A 17,701-nucleotide genomic window follows, 5' to 3' on the forward strand; every position below is an offset into this window, starting at 1 on the left:
CGCCATGGCCGCGCCGCTCCTGTCCTTCTACGGCGACGACTTCACCGGCTCCTCCGCCGTGATGGAAGTCCTGACCTTCGCCGGCGTTCCGACGGCGATGTTCCTGGCGCCGCCGTCGCCGGAGACCTTGTCTCGATTTGAAGGGCTGCGCGCGATCGGCATCGCCGGCGTCGCCCGCTCGCGCGATCCGGACTGGATGGCGGCGAACCTGCCGGCGGCCTTCGCCGCGCTCGCGCGGTTCGGCGCGCCGGTCGCCCACTACAAGGTCTGCTCGACCTTCGATTCCTCGCCGGCCTGCGGCTCGATCGGCAAAGCGATCGATCTCGGGGCGCCGATCCTCGGCGGCGCCTGGCATCCGCTCGTGGTCGGCGCGCCGGCGATCCGGCGCTATCAGGCGTTCGGGCATTTGTTCGCGGGTACGGACGACGGCGTGTTCCGGCTCGATCGGCATCCGGTCATGAGCCGGCATCCGGTGACGCCGATGGACGAGGCCGACCTGCGTCTGCATCTCGGCCGGCAGACCGATCGGCCGATCGGCCTCGTCGATCTCGCGGCGATCAAGGCCGGGGCGGCCGATGCGGCGCTCATACGTGCCCGCGCTGCCGGGGCCGAAATCGTCGCGATCGACACGATCGACGAGGAGACCGTCGCCGAGGCGGGCCGACTGATCTGGAACGGCGGACGCGGTCCGGTGTTCGCGATCGGATCGCAGGGGGTCGAATATGCGCTGGTCGCGCATTGGCGGCGGATCGGACTTTTGCCCGAGACTGTCGCTGTGCCGCGCGCGCGCCGGGTCGAGCGGCTCGTCGGCGTCTCCGGCTCCTGTTCGCCGATCACGGCGCAGCAGCTCGCGGTCGCCGAGGCGCAAGGTTTTGTCCTGGTCGATCTCGATGCCGCGGCCGCCGTCGACGAACGGTCCTGGAGCGCGGCACTCGCCGCGGCCGAGACTGCGGCGCTTCAATATCTGGGCGAAGGCCGCGACGTGATCGTTGCAACCGCCCGCGGTCCCGACGATCCGGCTGTGGCGCGGTTGCGCGCGGCCGTGAGCGTCGCCGGCGTGCCGGCCGGCGTCGTCAACGACCGGATCGGCGACGGGCTCGGCCGGCTGGTCGGCGCGGTCCGGCGCCGGACGGGGATTGCGCGCGCGGCGATCGCCGGGGGCGACACGTCCGGTTACGCGATGACCGCGCTCGGGGTCGAGGCGCTCGCCGCCATCGCGCCGCTCGCGCCGGGCGCACCGCTCTGCCGCGTCCACGCCCGCGACGCCGCGATCGACGGCTTCGAGGTCGTGCTCAAGGGCGGCCAGATGGGCGCGCCCGACTTCTTCAACACGGTCAAGACCGGTCCGGAATGACCGTGCCGCGCCCCCGAAGCCGGGGGCGGCACCTGTCCAATCACAAGGAGGAAAGACATGACCACGATCGCGCTGCTCGGAGCCGGCGGCAAGATGGGCGTGCGGCTCGCCACGAACCTCAAGGGTTCGCCCTATACCGTGCTGCACACCGAGGTGAGTCCGGAGGGGCGGCAGCGGCTCAAGGACGCGACCGGGCTCATCTGCGTCGAGCAGGCCGAGGCGCTCGCGGCGGCCGACGTCGTGATCCTGGCCGTGCCGGATCGCCTGATCGGCCGAGTGCTGACCGGCTTCGTCGACGAGTTGAAGCCCGGCACGGCGGTGATCATGCTCGATGCGGCGGCGCCGCATGCGGGGCAGCTGCCGAAGCGCGACGATGTCACCTATTTCGTCGCCCATCCCTGCCATCCGCCGCTCTTCAACGACGAGACGGATCCCGTTGCGCAGAAGGACTATTTCGGCGGTATCGCGGCTAAGCAGCACATCGTCTGCGCGCTCGCGCAGGGGCCGGAGGAGCACTATGCGCTCTGCGAGGCGATCGCGCGGACGATCTACAAGCCCGTGATGCGCGCGCATCGCTGCACGGTCGAACAGATGGCGATTCTCGAGCCGGCACTGTCGGAATCGGTCGGCGCGACCTTCTCGATGGTGCTGGCGGAAGCGACCGCCGAGGCGGTCCGGCGCGGCGTGCCGAAGCAGGCGGCGGAGGACTTCCTGCTCGGTCACCTGACCATCCTGCTCGCCGTCGCGTTCGGCCTGCAGCCGGGCGGGCGCTTCTCCGACGGCTGCCTGCTCGCCATCGAGGAAGCGCGGCCGGTGATCTTCAAGGAGGGCTGGCTCGACCGGATCTTCGATCCGGCCGCGGTGCGGGCGTCGGTGGAAGCGATCTGCCGCTGAGTGTCCTGAGGGCGATGCCTGGAGGGGCGAGGCACGGTGGATTCCGGCCTCGCCACCGGGAGGCGATTCTTATCTGGATCGGCCTGGCGATGACGCCCTCGTTGCGTGAGTTTACGAGCTAGGTCGGGCCGGGCGTGACAACCCTGGCCCGGACGTGGATGCGTCGGTCGTTCCGATCGACGCTGCTTTCATGCCGATCCCGGCGCTATCGGGATCGAGTGCCCACAATTGCTCAGATCTGCCATACCGCGCGCTCCATCCACTAAAATTACTTCCGGTTTATTTCTGCTGCGCTTGCATTCTAACGGAATGTTAACTAGCGTTCCCGTGCGTCGGCTGCTCGCTTTAGTTGGTCTCTGGTCTCGTGATTCCGCGAGATGACCGTCTCGGGCGCAGCATGCAGCACGGCCGGAAGACCGTGGCGGAATGTCGGGGGAGTGGGGGCTGTGACAGTTCAAGTGCGTCTTTCGGCAAGCGAATGTTTGCTGGAAACCCGGTTGCGCGGATCGGATGCCGTTTATCGGTCGCCGTTCGTGCGTCATGACCGGGTCCGGCGGTCGGACCGATCCGGCGTTTTCATTTCGCTATCTTCGTCTTCTTTCGCGCATGCGCGATTTTATTCCGACTGAGACCGAAGTTATTCCGATCCATTGCAAGCCTCTCTGGTCGAGAATTCACGCGACCAGACGCACCCGATCGGTTTGCCGTTTCGGCCATACGCTCACGCTGCAGCTCCGCCAGGAACTGTGCTCATCAGAATAACGTGTCGCGACGCCCCGGGTGGGGTCCTCATGCAGCGATCTTATCGATCGAGTGCCGGTGGGATTGTCGTTGTTCGTAGATTTCTTGGGATGGAAATAAGATGAAGCTCTTCGGATCGACGCTGCTCACCTCGACCGCGCTGTGCTCGATTCTGGTCGGTGTCGGAGCCGTCCCTGCGTCAGCCCAGTCTCTTCCGGACCTGAGTGTTTCAGCTCCCGCACCGGGCGCGACCTCGACGCCCTCAGGCAATCTTTCGATCAACCACCTGTTTGTCGGCAATGGCAACGGCGAGAGCGGTACGCTCAACATCGGCAGCGGCATCACCGTCAATGCCGCGTCGTATGGCGTGATCGGCAATCAGACCGGGGCGGTCGGAACGGTGAACGTCACCGGCAGCGGCGCGATCCTCAACGTCAGCACCTCGCTCAGGGTCGGCGACGCGGGCAGCGGTACGATGACGATGAGCGGCGGCGCCACCGGCACCGTCACCGGCTATGTCTATGTCGGCGGCGCCGATACCGGCAGCCTGTCGCTGAGCGGCGTCGGTACGATGCTGACGATGGACGGCCTCTCGATGCGCACCTCCGGCGCCGTCACGAGCAGCATCAGCATCACCGGCGGGGCGGTCCTCAACGACACGCTCGGCTTCTACGCCGTCGGCCCTGCGTCCATCACCGTCAGCGGTGCGGGTTCGGAACTGCGGGTCGGCACGCGCTCCAACCAGCAAGTCACCTGGGCCAATACGGACGGCTGGTTCTCGCCCGACAGCCGCCAGATCGAGATTTCCAACGGCGCGTTGCTCGACGCCGACGGCAGCTACATCGGCGGCGACGGCACCGCCACCATGGTCGTGACCGGCACGGGCACGCGCTGGCTGAACGGCCTGCCGCTCTATATCGGCGGCACCGGCAACGGCAATCCGGGCAACGGCACGGTGACGGTCTCGGCCGGCGCCTATGTGCGCTCGGCCACCAGCGCGGTCGGCGTCGACCCCGGCGCGACCGGCACGCTGACCATCACCGGCAGCGGCACGATCTACGAAGTCGTGCCCAACGCGGCGCAGAGCTCGCCCGGCAACTTCCGCGCCGGCTTCAACGGCACCGGCACGGTGACGGTCTCCGACGGCGCGCTGCTCAAGGCGGCGAACCAGATCAACATCGCGACCAACACCGGTTCGGTCGGCGTGATCAACATCGGTGCGGCCGAAGGGACCGCGGCCGCGGCGGCGGGCACGCTCAACGGCGGAACGCTCGGTGTCGTGTTCGGCGACGGCGCCGGTACGCTCGTCTTTAATCACACGGACACGAACTACGTGTTCGACCAGAAGATGAGCGGCCCCGGCGCGACCATCAAACATATCGCCGGCGTGACGCACCTGACCGGGGATTCCTCCGGCCTGACCGCGAACGCCGCGGTCTCGGGCGGGCAGCTCTACGCCGACGGCAATCTCGGCGGCACCGCCTTCAACGTCACCGGCGGCTCGCTCGGCGGCACCGGCACGGTCGGCGCCGTGACGATCGGGAACGGCGCTAGCCTCAACGGCACGCAGGGCTCCGGCCTGACCTTGAGCGCGCTGACCCTGAACGCCGGCGCCAGCATGAACGTCACGCTGGGCGCGCCGTCGACGACGGGTGTCTTCACCGTGAACGGCAACGTCACGCTGAACGGCACGCTGAACGTCACCGGGTCGACGGGCTTCGGTGCGGGTCTCTACCGGATCATCAACTACACCGGCTCGCTGACCGACAACGGTTTCGCGCTCGGCACGCGGCCGAGCGGCTTCGTCGGTGCGCTGCAGACCGCTGTGGCGGGGCAGGTGAACATCGTCGTCGACAGCGCGAATGCCCCGACCCTGTTCTGGAACGGCAGCACCACCAGCCCGACCGGGACGATCGTCGGCGGCAGCGGCACCTGGACCGCCGGGGCGACGACCAACTGGATCAATCAGGCCGGGACGATCTCCCAGGCCTGGAACAGCGCCTTCGCAGTGTTCCAGGGCGCGGCCGGAACCGTGACCGTCGACAGCACGGCCGGCTTGGTCTCGGCGACCGGCATGCAGTTCGTGACCTCGGGCTACACGGTCACGGGCGGCCCGGTCACGCTGACCGGTTCCGCGCAGATCCGCGTCGGCGACGGCACCAATGCCGGGGCCGCGACCACGGCGCGGATCGACAGCGTGCTCGCCGGCTCGGCCGGCCTCGAGAAGACCGACCTCGGCACGCTGATCCTGACGGGAACCAACACCTACACGGGCGGCACGACGATCTCGGCCGGCACGCTGCAGATCGGCAATGGCGGCGCCACGGGCTCGATCCAGGGCAACATCGCCAACAACGGCACGCTCGCCTTCAACCGCTCCGACGCCGTCACCTTTGCGGGCGCGATCTCCGGCACCGGCGCCGTGGTCCAGAATGGCGCGGGCACGCTGATCCTGACCGGCGACAGCACCTATACCGGTGGCACCACGGTGTCGGCCGGCACGCTGCAGATCGGCAGCGGCGGCACCACAGGCTCCATCGCTGGCGATGTGGTCAACAATGCCAGCGTCGCGTTCCGCCGCGCGAACGATGTCACGTTCGGCGGGGCCATGTCCGGTACCGGTTCGCTCACGCAGCAGGGCGCAGGAACGCTGATCCTGACCGGTGCGAATACCCATACCGGCGGCACGACCATCGCCAGCGGCACGCTGCAGATCGGCAACGCCGGCAGCACCGGCTCGCTCGCCGGCAACGTGACCAATAACGGCACGCTCGCGTTCAACCGGTCCGACGCGACGACCTTCGCGGGCGTGGTCTCGGGCACGGGTTCGCTGGTCCAGAAGGGCGCCGGCACCGTCGCCCTGACCGCCGCCAACACCTACACCGGCGGCACGACGATCGCGGCCGGCACGCTGCAGATCGGCAACGGCGGCACGACGGGCTCGATCCAGGGCAACGTCACCGACAATGGCACGCTCGCGTTCAACCGCTCCGACGCCATGACCTTCGCGGGCGTGGTCTCGGGCACGGGTTCGCTGGTCCAGAGGGGCGCCGGCACCGTCGCCCTGACCGCCGCCAATACCTACACCGGCGGCACGACGATCGCGGCCGGTACGCTGCAGATCGGCAACGGCGGCACGACGGGTTCGATCCAAGGCAACGTCGCCAACAGTGGAACGCTCGCGTTCAACCGCGCGGACGACGTGATTTTCGCCGGCGTCATCTCCGGAACCGGCTCGCTGGAGCAGAAGGGCACCGGCACGCTGATCCTGACCGGCGACAACACCTATACCGGCGTCACCACCGTGTCGTCCGGCACCCTGCAGATCGGCAATGGCGGCACCACCGGCTCGATCGCCGGCAATGTCGTCAACAACGCAAACCTGGTGTTCAACCGCTCGGATACGTACCGCTTCGGCGGGACGATCACCGGCGCGGGTTCGGTGACGTTCAAGGGCGGCACGGTGCTGTTCTCGGCGCCCTACAGCGGCTCCGTCACGGTCGATACCTCCATGGTGCAGCTGCAGCCGGGAACGACGACCACGTCGCCGTTCACGGTCGGCTCCGGCGGCCTGCTCGGCGGTTCGGCGAACATCGGCAGCCTGACCGCGAACACGGGCGGCACGGTGGCGCCTGGCTATTCGCCCGGCACGCTGACCGTGAACGGCCCGGTGGCCTTCAATGCCGGCTCGGTCTATGCCGCGGACGTGGCGCCGAATGGCGATCACGACCTCATCGCCGCCACCGGGAGCGCGACGATCACCCAGGGCGCCGTCCTGCGCGTGTCGAAGTATGGCAGCGGCGCCTATCCGGTCGGTGCGAGCTACACGGTGCTGACCGCCGCCGGCGGCGTCACCGGCCGCTTCATCCTGACCGGCGACACGAGCGTCTCGGCCTTTTACGCGCTGGCCGACGAATATTCGGCCAATGCGGTCACGCTCCGGAGCGTCCAGACCCGATCCTTCGCCTCGGTCGCGCAGACGCCGAACCAGATCGCCACGGCCGGTGCGCTCCAGGGCCTCACCGCGGGCAACAGCCTGCGCGACGCGGTCGCGGCCTCGACGACCGAAGCGGCCGCGCGCGCCAGCTTCGATCAGCTGTCCGGCGAGGTCTATGGATCGGTCAAGACTGCGCTGATCGACGACAGCCGCTTCGTCCGCGAGGCGACGGCGGCGCGTCTGGAGGCGGCGGGTCGCGGCGCACCGGCCGTCTGGATGCGCGGATATGGCGTGTTCGGTTCCATGACCGGCGACGGCAACGCCGTCGGCGCGGACCGGACCAGCCGGGGCGTGTTCATCGGCGCGGATGCGGCCGTGAACGACACGTTCCGTCTCGGCTTCATCGGCGGCTACGGCCGCCTGAACCTGCGTCTCAACGAGGGCCGCGGCTCGGCGAGTGCCGACACCTACAGCTTCGGCGTCTACGGGGCCGGCCAGTGGGACGCGCTCGGCGTCAGCTTCGGCGCCAACCACGCCTGGCATGATCTGACGGCGAGCCGGTCGGTCAGCCTCTCCGGGTTCGGCAACGCGCTGTCGTCGACGTCCAGCGCCCGCACGACGCAAGCCTATGGCGAGGTCAACTACACGGTCGCGTTCGCCGACATGGCGTTCAAGCCCTTCGCGGGGCTCGCCTATGTCAACGTGAACAGCGGCGGCTTCGGCGAGACCGGCGGTTCCGCCGCGCTCACCGTGCGCGGCTCGACCACGGATACGGTGTTCACGAACATCGGCATCCGGGCGAGCCGGACGTTCGATCTCTACGGGACGGCCATCACCGCCAACGGCATGGTGGCGTGGCGCCACGACCTCAACAAGACCGTGCCGACCAGCATCAACGCCTTCTCCGGCGGCGGCGCCTTTGCCGTCTCCGGGCTGCCGGTGGCGCGCGATGTCGCGGGCATCGAGGCGGGCTTCAGCGCCGCGCTCAGCCCGTCCGCGACCTTCAGCGTCAACTTCAGCGGTCAGTATGGCTCGGGCGTCGCCAATCAGGGCGTCAATGCGAGCCTGAGCATCAAGTTCTGAGTGGAAGCATCGCCGTGCCCGGCCGGGCACGGCGATCCTCCAATGAGGCCTTGGCCGGGGCGCGAGCCGACAACGAACGCGGTCGCGCCGCGCCGGCAGGCGTCGGCATTCAGGCCGTATGGCCCGATTCGCGAGTGACCGCTTCGGGTCGAGCCAGGTCGCTCGGCTCGGCGATCGTCGGTGCGGGCCACTTGGCGAGCGCCGTACGGCCCGGCTCTGTCAGTCCGTAGAGACCTCGTTCGATCCGCTCGAACCAGCCATAGACATTGCTCTGTAGGATCTTGGCGGCGTCAGGGGCGAGGCTGCGGAGATCGCGGGGACGGGCCGGGGCGTCGGCGAGGGCGTTGGCGACGACGAGCGCCTGCTGGCGATAGGCCGTCATCTGGGGCGTTCGCGTCGAGCCGCCCATGTTCGGATCGCCGGTGCGCCGACGATGCTCCTCGACGAGGCGAGACCGTCGTTTCCCATCCCGCCGCGGCTTCCAGGCCTCCGGCTCGACGATGACGTCGACCCGACCGGAGGTCGCGACAACGAGCAGCCCGAAACCGAGAAACCGGCACAGCTTCTTGACCCGCGCATCGCTCTCGCGACCACGCCCGCGTTTGGAGGCGGCAACGGCGAGCCAGACTTCGTCGCAGGCGGATGTGCGTTCGACGCCCTGCAACACCAGCTCGAGCGTGAAGTTGCGCTTCAACTCGCCGATGACGACCAGTTCGGGTGTTCCGTCGGACAAGGCCACGAGATCGCAGCCGCGCACCTCTCCTTTGACCTCGAGGCCGAGGCCTTCGAGGTGACGCTTCACGGGAAGATAGAGGTCGGTTTCCAACGGGGACGCCCCTCGGCCGAGCAGACACACGGAAAATTTCGGGCGAGCTTGGCGAAGGGTCGTTAACAAAGCGACGGCAACGCGTCCACGACTTCGCACGCCGATCGGAGGCAGACCACGCGTCACTCCACTCCTGACGGAGCCACGTTCTCTCTGTCCGGATCCACCATCGATCGACGATCGAGCGCCCCCCAAGGGGTACGGAAAACGGCGGTCGCGAGACACCTCAGCGGTTCCGGCCTGCACTTGGGCGCCGAAGGGTGCTCGTAGTGCCACGCGGGATGGCGGTGCTGATAAGCCCCGGCAATATCAAACCAATTGGCACCCGAAAGCGCTTGGCTCGATTGTCGCGTCAGATCGATGGAGAATGGCGGAGTCGGAGGGATTCGAACCCTCGATACCTTTTTAGGGTATGCTCATTTAGCAAACGAGTGCCTTCAGCCTCTCGGCCACGACTCCGTGGCGGTCTCTATGCCTCACCGGGGACGGCATTTCAAGACGCCTGTCCGGAATGGCCGATCACCGTCCCCGATTGTTTCTGTCGAGCCTCTCCGGCCCGTCCCGGCGGGATGGGGTCTTTCGCGTCGCATGCCATGCCATGCCACACCCTCGGCCGACCGTCGTTGTGTCACGCTCGCTGTCGATGCCGCTCGGCCCCGCTTCGCCGCGGGGCGGGCGTGGTTCGGCATGCAAGGGGTTTCGGCGCGGACGCTGCGGCCGACGCGGCCTCCTCGGTGCCGATGTCGAGGATCCTGCACGGGGCCGCTGCGTGAGCGCGCCGATCGGCCGACTCGGGCTATGCTCGCATGCCTGTTCGCCCCGGCGCCGCCATGATCGGCGTGCAGGAGCGTCGCTCCCTTGCCGCCACCCTGGACATCCGCCGCCCATGCCGCGCCCGTCTCTGCCGTTCTCGCCCGTCCGCCGTCGTATCCTCGCGCTCGCCTCGACGGCGTCGCTGCTGCCGCTCGCCGGCTGTGGCAGCCTCGATTTTCTGTCCGGCGACAAGGCCAAGCTCGGCACCACCGTGTCGAGCAAGGCCTATCGCCCGGTCGACCCGGCGCAGGCGGTCGCGGCAATCAACGCCTATCGTGCGTCGGCCGGCTCGGGGCCGCTGACGCTCGATTCGACCCTCGGCCGCGCGGCGCGCGAATACGCCGAGCACATGGCCGCCGCGGGCAAGATGAGCCACGCGCTCGATCCGTACGGGCCGATCGACCGGCGCTTGAAGACCATCGGCTATGCCTATGCCACGGCGGGCGAAAACATCGGCGAGGGCTACCGCGATTTCCCAGAGGTGTTCGAGGGCTGGAAGCGCTCGCCCGCCCATGACCGCGGCATGAAGGATCCCGAGATGACCCATATGGGCATCGGCTCGGCCTATAATCCGAACGTGCCCTATCAGGTCTACTGGTGCCTGATCTTCGCCAAGCCGCGCGGCGCCGGCCAGCCGGCGGGGACGGGGCCGTTCGCCGTGCGCTGGTGATTTCAACAACCTTTGATGATATGTAAATCCGTGTCGTTGCGAGGCGAGCGGGTGCGGTCATGAATGGGTTCTACGCGGGATACTTTGCCGGCACGGCCGGAAACGGCATCGGGATGTTTATCCTGAACGACGGGGTCTTGACGGGCGCCGACGCATTGGGCGCTCTGTTCGATGGCAGTTATGTCATCCAAGTTGACGGTCAGCTTTTAGGGAAGGTAACCGTAACAATCCCACCGAACGTAGCCTTGGTGCAGGGCGTTGTCGTTGGATCGAACGGAATGAAGTATGATGTAGATGTCTCGACAAAAGTCGATCAAATTGAAAAAACGTTTTTGCGCCTTGAGACCCCTGTTGGCCCCGTGAATGTTGCGCTCAAAAAAATCAGGGGGTTGTGATGACCTCAAATTTCTATGATTTTCAACTAAAGGATTTGATAAATCTTGCGATCTTGTTGGTAACAATTTTTGCCGTGTACTTCGGTCCAATCAGGGCTGTTCAGGTTGCTAAAGAAAATGAGAAGCGAGATCGGTTGATTGGTCAACGCGCCGATCTCTTCGCTGTGCTCATGAAAACTCGTGCGTTTAGGTTGGGTCAGGAACACGTAAACGCGCTAAACCTTGTTTTGGTGTATTTTCGAGATTGTGCGAACGTTTTGGTTGCGTACAGAGCTTACATCAGCATGTTCAATGCGGAGAGGATTAATTTCACACAGGAGCGAGATGACAAGTTTATCGAACTTCTTGCTGCTATGGCGTCTGAGCTGGGGTACAATGCTGAAAAGCGCGATATTGAACAATTAGGTTATTCCCCGCAGGTGTGGTTTGATGATGAGAACAACACTAGGCGGCTGCGTAACCTGTTTATTGAGCTTTTAGAAAACAAGCGTGGCCTGTCAGTGATCAATTTCCTCCTAAGTGGCTCCGGCTCTGGGCCGTTTCCTCCGACTCCGAAGCAATAGCGGCGATCTAGATATCTTCTTTGCTTTTGATGTGACTGAGCAAAAAAAAGCCCCGACCTAAATCGGGGCTTTTCGAGATCAGTGGCTTCTTAGGCTATCAGCGGCGATGGCCGCGGCCTTCGCCACCCTTGACGAAGTTCGGCAGCGACTGGCCGTCGCGCGGGCCGCGGGCCGGGCGATCCGACTTGCGCTCGCCGGCCGGCTTGCCGCCGGCGTGGTCGCGGTTGCGGTGCTCGGGGCGGCCGGCCTGGGCGCGATCCCCATGGGGACGCTCGCCATGCGGACGCTCGGCGCGCGCCGGGCGGGCCTCGCGGGTCCGCTCCTCGTGCGAGGGGCGGGCGTCGGCGTGCGGCGACCAGCCGCCGCGGCCCTCGTTGGCCTGGCCGTTGCCAGCGAAATCGCGGGCCGAGGCCGGCGCGAAGGCCGGATGCACGTCACGGCCGTCCTCACGCGGTTCGGCGCGACGGCCGCGGCCCTGGCCACCGAAGCCACCGCCGTTGCCGCGACCCTGGCCGCCGAAGCCGCCACCATTGCCACGCGACGGACCGCGGCCGCCATGACCGCGCTCGTCGCCGTGCGACGGGCGGCGATTGCGGCCGACCTGCTCGGGACGGCCGTGGCCGTGATCGCGGTTGCGCTCGGCGTTCTCTTCCTCGAGACGGTCCTGGGCGGCATGTTCGGAGCGGAACGCCGCGGCGGTCGCGACGCCTTCCGGCATCGGGCGCACCGGGATCGGGCGACGGGTCAGTCGCTCGATCTGCTTGAGGAACGAACGCTCCTCGCCGTTGCAGAACGAAACCGCCTCGCCGGACGCGCCGGCGCGGGCCGTGCGGCCGATGCGGTGGACGTAGGACTCCGGCACGTTCGGCAGGTCGAAATTGACGACGTGGGTGACGCCGTCGACGTCGATGCCGCGCGCGGCGATGTCGGTCGCGACCAGGATCCGGCAATGGCCGGTCTTGAACGCGCCGAGCGCGCGCTCGCGCTGGCCCTGGCTCTTGTTGCCGTGGATCGCGGCCGACTCGATGCCGGCGCGGTCGAGATGCTTCACGACACGGTCGGCGCCATGCTTGGTGCGGGTGAACACGATCACGCGCTGCATGTCGACATTGCGCAGGATCGTCTCGAGCAGCGGCTGCTTGCGCGCGGTCTCGACGAAGATGACGCTCTGGTCGACGCGCTCGGCGGTCGAGGAGACCGGCGCGACCGCGACCTTGACCGGATTGGTCAGGAAGGTGTCGGCGAGGCTCGCGATCGGGCCCGGCATGGTGGCCGAGAAGAACAGCGTCTGGCGCTTCTTCGGCACGAGCGTCGCGATGCGGCGGAGCGCGTGGATGAAGCCGAGGTCGAGCATCTGGTCGGCCTCGTCGAGGACGAGGACTTCCGTGTCGCCGAGGAACACGGCGCTGCGCTCGACAAGGTCGAGCAGACGGCCGGGCGTGGCGACCAGGATGTCGATGCCGCCCGAGAGGCGACGCTCCTGCTTGCCGATCGGCACGCCGCCGACGACGACCGCGACCGACAGGCGCAGGTTGCGGCCGTAGGTGTTGAAGCTGTCGGCGATCTGGTTGGCGAGCTCGCGGGTCGGCGACAGCACCAGCACGCGCACGCGGCGCGGGCCGGCGCGCTTCGGTTCGCGGGCGAGACGGTCGATGATGGGGAGGGCGAAGGCGGCGGTCTTGCCGGTGCCGGTCTGCGCGATGCCGCAGATGTCGCGGCCCTGCAGCACTTCCGGGATGGCCTTGGCCTGGATCGGGGTCGGGGTGGTATAGCCTTCGGTCGCGAGGGCCTTGAGGATCGGTTCGGCGAGGCCGAGGCTTTCAAAATCGGTCAACGGGTGCTCTTTCGAAGCAAAGACCCGCGTGCCGCTTCGGGGACGCTCCCACGAAGACGGTCGCTCACGGGTCATGAGAATGACGACCCGCGTGATCTAGGGCAGTCGAGCGATTGATCGCGAACAAGAGGACCGGGGCAGGCTCGATTGAGGAAAGAGCCGATCACGCCACGCCGGTCTGCCGCAACTTGTTCGAAGCGGCGACGCGTGAGACGTATATGCGCGCTTCGATGGCCGGGGTCAAGGGCGATGCTGCAACGCCGCAAATCGTCTGAGCCGAAACGGTGAACGGTTTTGGACGCGCGTTTTGTCCGGCTCATTACGGAATGGCGGGCGCGCAGCCTGGCGGCACGCGACATTGGAGCGCGGACGAGGGGCTGACGGCGCGGGGAGTTGCGATGGACCAGGGATTGATCGAGCTGATCCGCGAACTGGCCGAGCCGATCGGCGGCGTCGCGATGAAGCGCATGTTCGGCGGCGTCGGGCTGTTTCGCGATGGCCGCATGTTCGGGATCGTCGTCGCCGACGTGCTCTATTTCAAGGTCGATGCCGAGAGCGCCCACCTGTTCGAGGCCGAGGCGCTGGAGCCGTTCGGCTATACGGCCAAGACCGGCGAGCGTGTCGTGATGAGCTATCGGCGCGCGCCGGAGCGGGTGTTCGACGACCCGGACGAGTTTCTGATCTGGGCCCGTCACGGCATCGGCGCGGCGATGCGCAGCGCGGAGAAGCCGACCCGCAAGCCTGCGAAGCCGCGGGCCAAGGCCGGGTCGGTGCGCAAGGCGGAGCCGCCGGACCTGTGAGCGGAGTGGAGGCTTCCGTTACGATCGGTTGCGGCTCCGCGCATTCGAGGGCATAACCGCGGCCTCGCCGCCGGGCTCGCCCGGCGCCCGAACGATCCGCCGGACAAAGCAATCCGGCCAGACGAGGACGTCCCATGACCGAGATCACGGATCCGGAAAACACGCTCGTGATGGAGACCACCAAGGGCCGCGTCGTGATCGCGATGCGCCCGGATCTCGCCCCGGGCCACGTCGACCACATCAAGAAGCTCGCGCGCGAAGGCTTCTACGACGGCATCGTGTTCCACCGCGTGATCGAGGGCTTCATGGCCCAGACCGGCTGCCCGCACGGCACCGGCACCGGCGGTTCGTCGTATCCGAACCTCAAGGCCGAGTTCAACGCCGAGCCGCACGTGCGCGGCACCGCCTCGATGGCGCGCGCGCAGAACCCGAATTCGGCGAATTCGCAGTTCTTCATCTGCTTCGACGACGCCCGCTTCCTCGACCGGCAGTACACGGTGTGGGGCAAGGTGATCGAAGGCATGGAGAACGTCGACAAGATCAAGCGCGGCGAGCCGGTGCGCGATCCCGACAAGATCATCTCGATGAAGGTCGCGGCCGACATCGCAGCCTGAAGTCAGGCTGAAATTATCTAGGGTTGTGATTGGCGCCCTGCTATCCTGTTTGTGTCTGAATTTTTGTGGTGACAAAAATTCGGATTTCGGGCAGGCTGGCAGGGCGTCGTCATGAGGATCTCCTACGATCCGGCGAAACGGGCGAAGACGATCGAGGAGCGTGGTCTCGATTTCGAGGATGCGCGCCACGTGTTTGACGGACCGGCGATCTCCGCGCCCGATCTGCGGTTCGACTACGGCGAGGAACGGTTCGTGACCTTCGGCTATCTGCGGGGCCGGATGGTCTCGCTGTGCTGGACGGCTCGGGAGGGCGGCCGGCGCATCATATCGATGAGGTACGCCAATGACCGAGAACAAGCGCGCTACCGAGGCCTTCTTGGCGGCCATTGAGGCTGAGGCGAAGCGTACCCGGAACGACGATCGCGTCTACGGCTCCGACTTCGCCAAGGCCGATGCCTACGTCAACAAGCCGGAGGACTACGAGGACAATCCGGAGTGGACGGAGGAAATGTTCGAGCGGGCGGATTGGTATATCGGCGACAAGCTGATCCGGCGCGGCAGGCCGCGCTCGGAGGCGCCGAAGCGGGCGGTCAACATCCGGCTCTCGCCCGAAGTGCTCGACCGCTTCAAGGCGACCGGCAAGGGCTGGCAGACCCGGATCGACGCGGCGCTCAAGGAATGGCTTGCCGCGCATCCGGAAGTCGGGCAGGGGTGACGACCATCCGCACCGGGCGCCGGACGGGCTGGTGACCGCCGCAGCCCGGGGTGCCTGCCGCCATTGGCGGCGCCCCGTCCTGCTCTTTCTTCGTCGTTGCCCGGCGCCCGCATACGCGCGGCCGGCCAAGACCAACCGAGTTCCTGATCCCGACATGCGCGTCGACCTGTTCGATTTCGACCTGCCGCCGGAGCGGATCGCGCTCCGGCCGGTCTCGCCCCGCGACAGCGCCAAGATGCTGGTCGTCCGTCCGGACGGCGCGCCGGCGCTGGAAGACCGCGTCGTGCGCGATCTGCCGGATCTGCTCGCGCCCGGCGATGCACTCGTCTTCAACGACACCAAGGTCATACCGGCGGAACTCCACGGCGTGCGCGTCCGCGACGACAATCGTACGGCGGTCACCTTCACGTTGATCCGGCGCGAGGCGGCGGATCGCTGGCGCGCCTTCGCACGGCCGGGCAAGCGCCTCAAGCCCGGCGACCGCGTGCTGATCGGCGAGGCCGGCCGCGCCTGCCTGCTCGGCGAGGTATGGGCGACGCTGGAGGAGAAGGCCGAGACCGGCGAGGTCGTCCTCAGGTTCGACTTCTCCGGCCCGGATCTCGATCTCGCGATCCATGCGGTCGGCTCGGTGCCGCTGCCGCCCTACATCTCGGGCAAACGGCCGACGGACGCGCAGGATCTCGCCGACTACCAGACCATCTACGCCCGCGAGGAGGGCGCGGTCGCTGCGCCGACCGCGGGGCTGCACTTCACGCCGGAGCTGTTCGCGCGGCTCGAGGCGTGCGGCATCGAGCGGCATTTCGTGACGCTGCATGTCGGTGCCGGTACGTTCCTGCCGGTGAAGGCAGAGGACACGGCCGAGCACAAGATGCATGCCGAATGGGGGTCTGTGACCGCCGAGACGGCTGCGGCGCTCAATGCGGTGCGGGCACGTGGGAACCGCATCGTGGCGGTCGGCACGACCTCGCTCCGGCTGATCGAGAGCGCCTGCGACGAGACCGGCCGCATCCATCCGTTCTCGGCGGAGACCGACATCTTCATCACGCCCGGCCGGCCGATCCGTTCCGCCGACGCGCTGATGACCAACTTCCATCTGCCGAAGTCGACGCTGTTCATGCTGGTCTCGGCCTTCGCAGGCTTCGACCTGATGCACCGCGCCTATGCGCATGCGATCGCCGAGCAGTACCGCTTCTACTCCTACGGCGATTCCTCGCTGCTCTTCCGTGCGGACGCCGTGCCGGGTATGGAACGCGCATGACCACGCTTCCAGACGAGATCCCGGCCTTCGGCTTCGAACTGCATGCGACCGACGGCATGGCCCGGCGCGGCACCGTGACGACGGCGCACGGGGCAATCCGCACGCCCGCCTTCATGCCGGTCGGCACGCAGGCGACCGTCAAGACCATGTATCCCGAGCAGGTCCGGGCGCTCGGCGCCGATGTCGTGCTCGGCAACACCTATCACCTGATGCTGCGCCCCGGCGCGGAGCGGGTCGCGAGCCTCGGCGGGCTGCACACGTTCATGAACTGGCCGCATCCGATCCTGACGGATTCCGGCGGGTTCCAGGTCATGTCGCTGTCGAAGCTCAGAAAAGTCACCGAGAAGGCGGTCACGTTCCAGAGTCACCTCGACGGCCGGCGCTATGAGCTCTCCCCCGAGCGGAGCCTCGAGATCCAGGGCCTGCTCGGCTCCAACATCCAGATGCAGCTCGACGAATGCGTCTCGCTGCCGAACACGCGGCCCGAGATCGATCGCGCGATGCGGCTCAGCCTGCGCTGGGCCGAGCGGTCGAAGCGGGCGTTCTTCGGCAAGCGCGGCCACGGCATCTTCGGTATCGTGCAGGGCGGCGATCTGGAGGATCTTCGGCTCGAATCGGCCAAGGGCCTCGTCGACATCGGCTTCGACGGCTATGCGCTCGGCGGCCTCGCGGTCGGCGAGCCGCAGGAGGTCATGCTGCGGGTGATCCAGGCGACGACGCCGGCACTGCCCGCGGATCGGCCGCGCTACCTGATGGGCGTCGGCACGCCCGACGACCTGATCGAGTCGGTCGCGCGCGGCATCGACATGTTCGACTGCGTGATGCCGACCCGCGCGGGCCGCCACGGCCTCGCCTATACGCGGCGCGGCAAGGTCAACCTGCGCAACGCCCGCCATGCCGATGATCCGCGCCCGCTCGACGAGGAGAGCGATTGCCCGGCCGCGCGCGACTACTCGCGCGCCTACCTGCATCATCTGGTCCGCACCGGAGAGGCGCTCGGCGCCATGCTGCTGACCTGGGTCAACCTCGCCTATTACCAGGATCTGATGGCCGGAATCCGCCGTTCGATCGAGGAGGGCCGGTTCGAGGCGCACAAGGCCGAGGTCAAGGCGGGCTGGGCCGCGGGAGACATTCCGGCGCTGTGACGCCAGGCCCGTGCTGCGGCCTGCGTATTTCTCCCTATCGTCATCACGCGAGCGAACCC

The 17,701-nt window shown here is 67.3% G+C and carries 14 protein-coding genes and 1 tRNA gene; 12 read left to right on the forward strand and 3 right to left on the reverse strand.

What is annotated here, in order from left to right:
* Positions 1–4 precede the first annotated feature (4 nt).
* The 3 genes from ABS361_06445 (at position 5) to ABS361_06455 (ending at position 8,009) form a co-directional block, all read left to right on the forward strand.
* On the forward strand, positions 5–1,354 hold the full coding sequence (locus ABS361_06445) for a four-carbon acid sugar kinase family protein (protein ID XBY45884.1): 1,350 nt from the start codon (positions 5–7) through the stop codon (positions 1,352–1,354).
* Positions 1,355–1,411: 57 nt separating this feature from the next.
* The gene (locus ABS361_06450) at positions 1,412–2,248 is read left to right on the forward strand and encodes a phosphogluconate dehydrogenase C-terminal domain-containing protein (protein XBY45885.1); all 837 of its coding nucleotides are present in this window, start codon (positions 1,412–1,414) and stop codon (positions 2,246–2,248) included.
* Between the two features lie 862 nt (positions 2,249–3,110).
* Complete coding sequence (locus ABS361_06455) at positions 3,111–8,009, forward strand: autotransporter domain-containing protein (protein ID XBY45886.1); 4,899 nt, start codon at positions 3,111–3,113, stop codon at positions 8,007–8,009.
* 109 nt (positions 8,010–8,118) lie between these two features.
* Here the strand turns inward: ABS361_06455 and ABS361_06460 are convergent, their stop codons facing one another.
* Positions 8,119–8,835, reverse strand: coding sequence for a DUF2161 family putative PD-(D/E)XK-type phosphodiesterase (locus ABS361_06460; protein XBY46833.1), 717 nt, complete (start codon positions 8,833–8,835; stop codon positions 8,119–8,121).
* Between the two features lie 368 nt (positions 8,836–9,203).
* A tRNA-Ser gene (locus ABS361_06465) sits at positions 9,204–9,294 on the reverse strand.
* A gap of 427 nt (positions 9,295–9,721) precedes the next feature.
* On the opposite strand from ABS361_06465, the gene ABS361_06470 reads away from it, so the two are divergent.
* Genes ABS361_06470 through ABS361_06480 form a run of 3 tightly spaced genes read left to right on the forward strand, consistent with a single transcriptional unit; the run spans position 9,722 to position 11,276 of the window.
* The gene (locus ABS361_06470) at positions 9,722–10,318 is read left to right on the forward strand and encodes a CAP domain-containing protein (protein ID XBY45887.1); all 597 of its coding nucleotides are present in this window, start codon (positions 9,722–9,724) and stop codon (positions 10,316–10,318) included.
* 59 nt (positions 10,319–10,377) lie between these two features.
* Positions 10,378–10,713, forward strand: coding sequence for a hypothetical protein (locus ABS361_06475; protein ID XBY45888.1), 336 nt, complete (start codon positions 10,378–10,380; stop codon positions 10,711–10,713).
* Positions 10,713–11,276 carry a DUF6680 family protein gene (locus tag ABS361_06480; protein XBY45889.1) on the forward strand — a complete coding sequence of 188 codons (564 nt, stop codon included), beginning with the start codon at positions 10,713–10,715 and terminating at the stop codon, positions 11,274–11,276. The genes ABS361_06475 and ABS361_06480 overlap by 1 nt, the downstream gene beginning before the upstream one ends.
* A gap of 97 nt (positions 11,277–11,373) precedes the next feature.
* On the opposite strand, the gene ABS361_06485 is transcribed toward ABS361_06480, so the two are convergent.
* Entirely contained in the window at positions 11,374–13,110 is a 1,737-nt protein-coding gene (locus ABS361_06485; protein ID XBY45890.1) for a DEAD/DEAH box helicase, read from the reverse strand.
* 398 nt (positions 13,111–13,508) lie between these two features.
* On the opposite strand from ABS361_06485, the gene ABS361_06490 reads away from it, so the two are divergent.
* From ABS361_06490 to tgt, 6 genes are all read left to right on the forward strand, one after another.
* A complete protein-coding gene (locus ABS361_06490; GenBank protein ID XBY45891.1) occupies positions 13,509–13,910 on the forward strand; it encodes a TfoX/Sxy family protein in 402 nt (133 codons plus the stop codon).
* Between the two features lie 134 nt (positions 13,911–14,044).
* A complete protein-coding gene (locus ABS361_06495; GenBank protein XBY45892.1) occupies positions 14,045–14,524 on the forward strand; it encodes a peptidylprolyl isomerase in 480 nt (159 codons plus the stop codon).
* Between the two features lie 111 nt (positions 14,525–14,635).
* Complete coding sequence (locus ABS361_06500; GenBank protein XBY45893.1) at positions 14,636–14,914, forward strand: BrnT family toxin; 279 nt, start codon at positions 14,636–14,638, stop codon at positions 14,912–14,914.
* Positions 14,868–15,239 (forward strand): BrnA antitoxin family protein, encoded by a 372-nt coding sequence (locus ABS361_06505; GenBank protein XBY45894.1) that lies wholly within the window; start codon positions 14,868–14,870, stop codon positions 15,237–15,239. The genes ABS361_06500 and ABS361_06505 overlap by 47 nt, the downstream gene beginning before the upstream one ends.
* Positions 15,240–15,393: 154 nt before the next feature.
* Positions 15,394–16,497 (forward strand): tRNA preQ1(34) S-adenosylmethionine ribosyltransferase-isomerase QueA, encoded by a 1,104-nt coding sequence (gene queA, locus ABS361_06510; GenBank protein ID XBY45895.1) that lies wholly within the window; start codon positions 15,394–15,396, stop codon positions 16,495–16,497.
* Complete coding sequence (gene tgt / locus ABS361_06515) at positions 16,494–17,642, forward strand: tRNA guanosine(34) transglycosylase Tgt (GenBank protein ID XBY45896.1); 1,149 nt, start codon at positions 16,494–16,496, stop codon at positions 17,640–17,642. Before queA ends, tgt begins: the two co-directional genes overlap by 4 nt.
* Positions 17,643–17,701 lie beyond the last annotated feature (59 nt).

It is taken from the genome of Ancalomicrobiaceae bacterium S20 (genome assembly GCA_040269895.1).
GTDB lineage: Bacteria > Pseudomonadota > Alphaproteobacteria > Rhizobiales > Ancalomicrobiaceae > Methyloraptor > Methyloraptor flagellatus.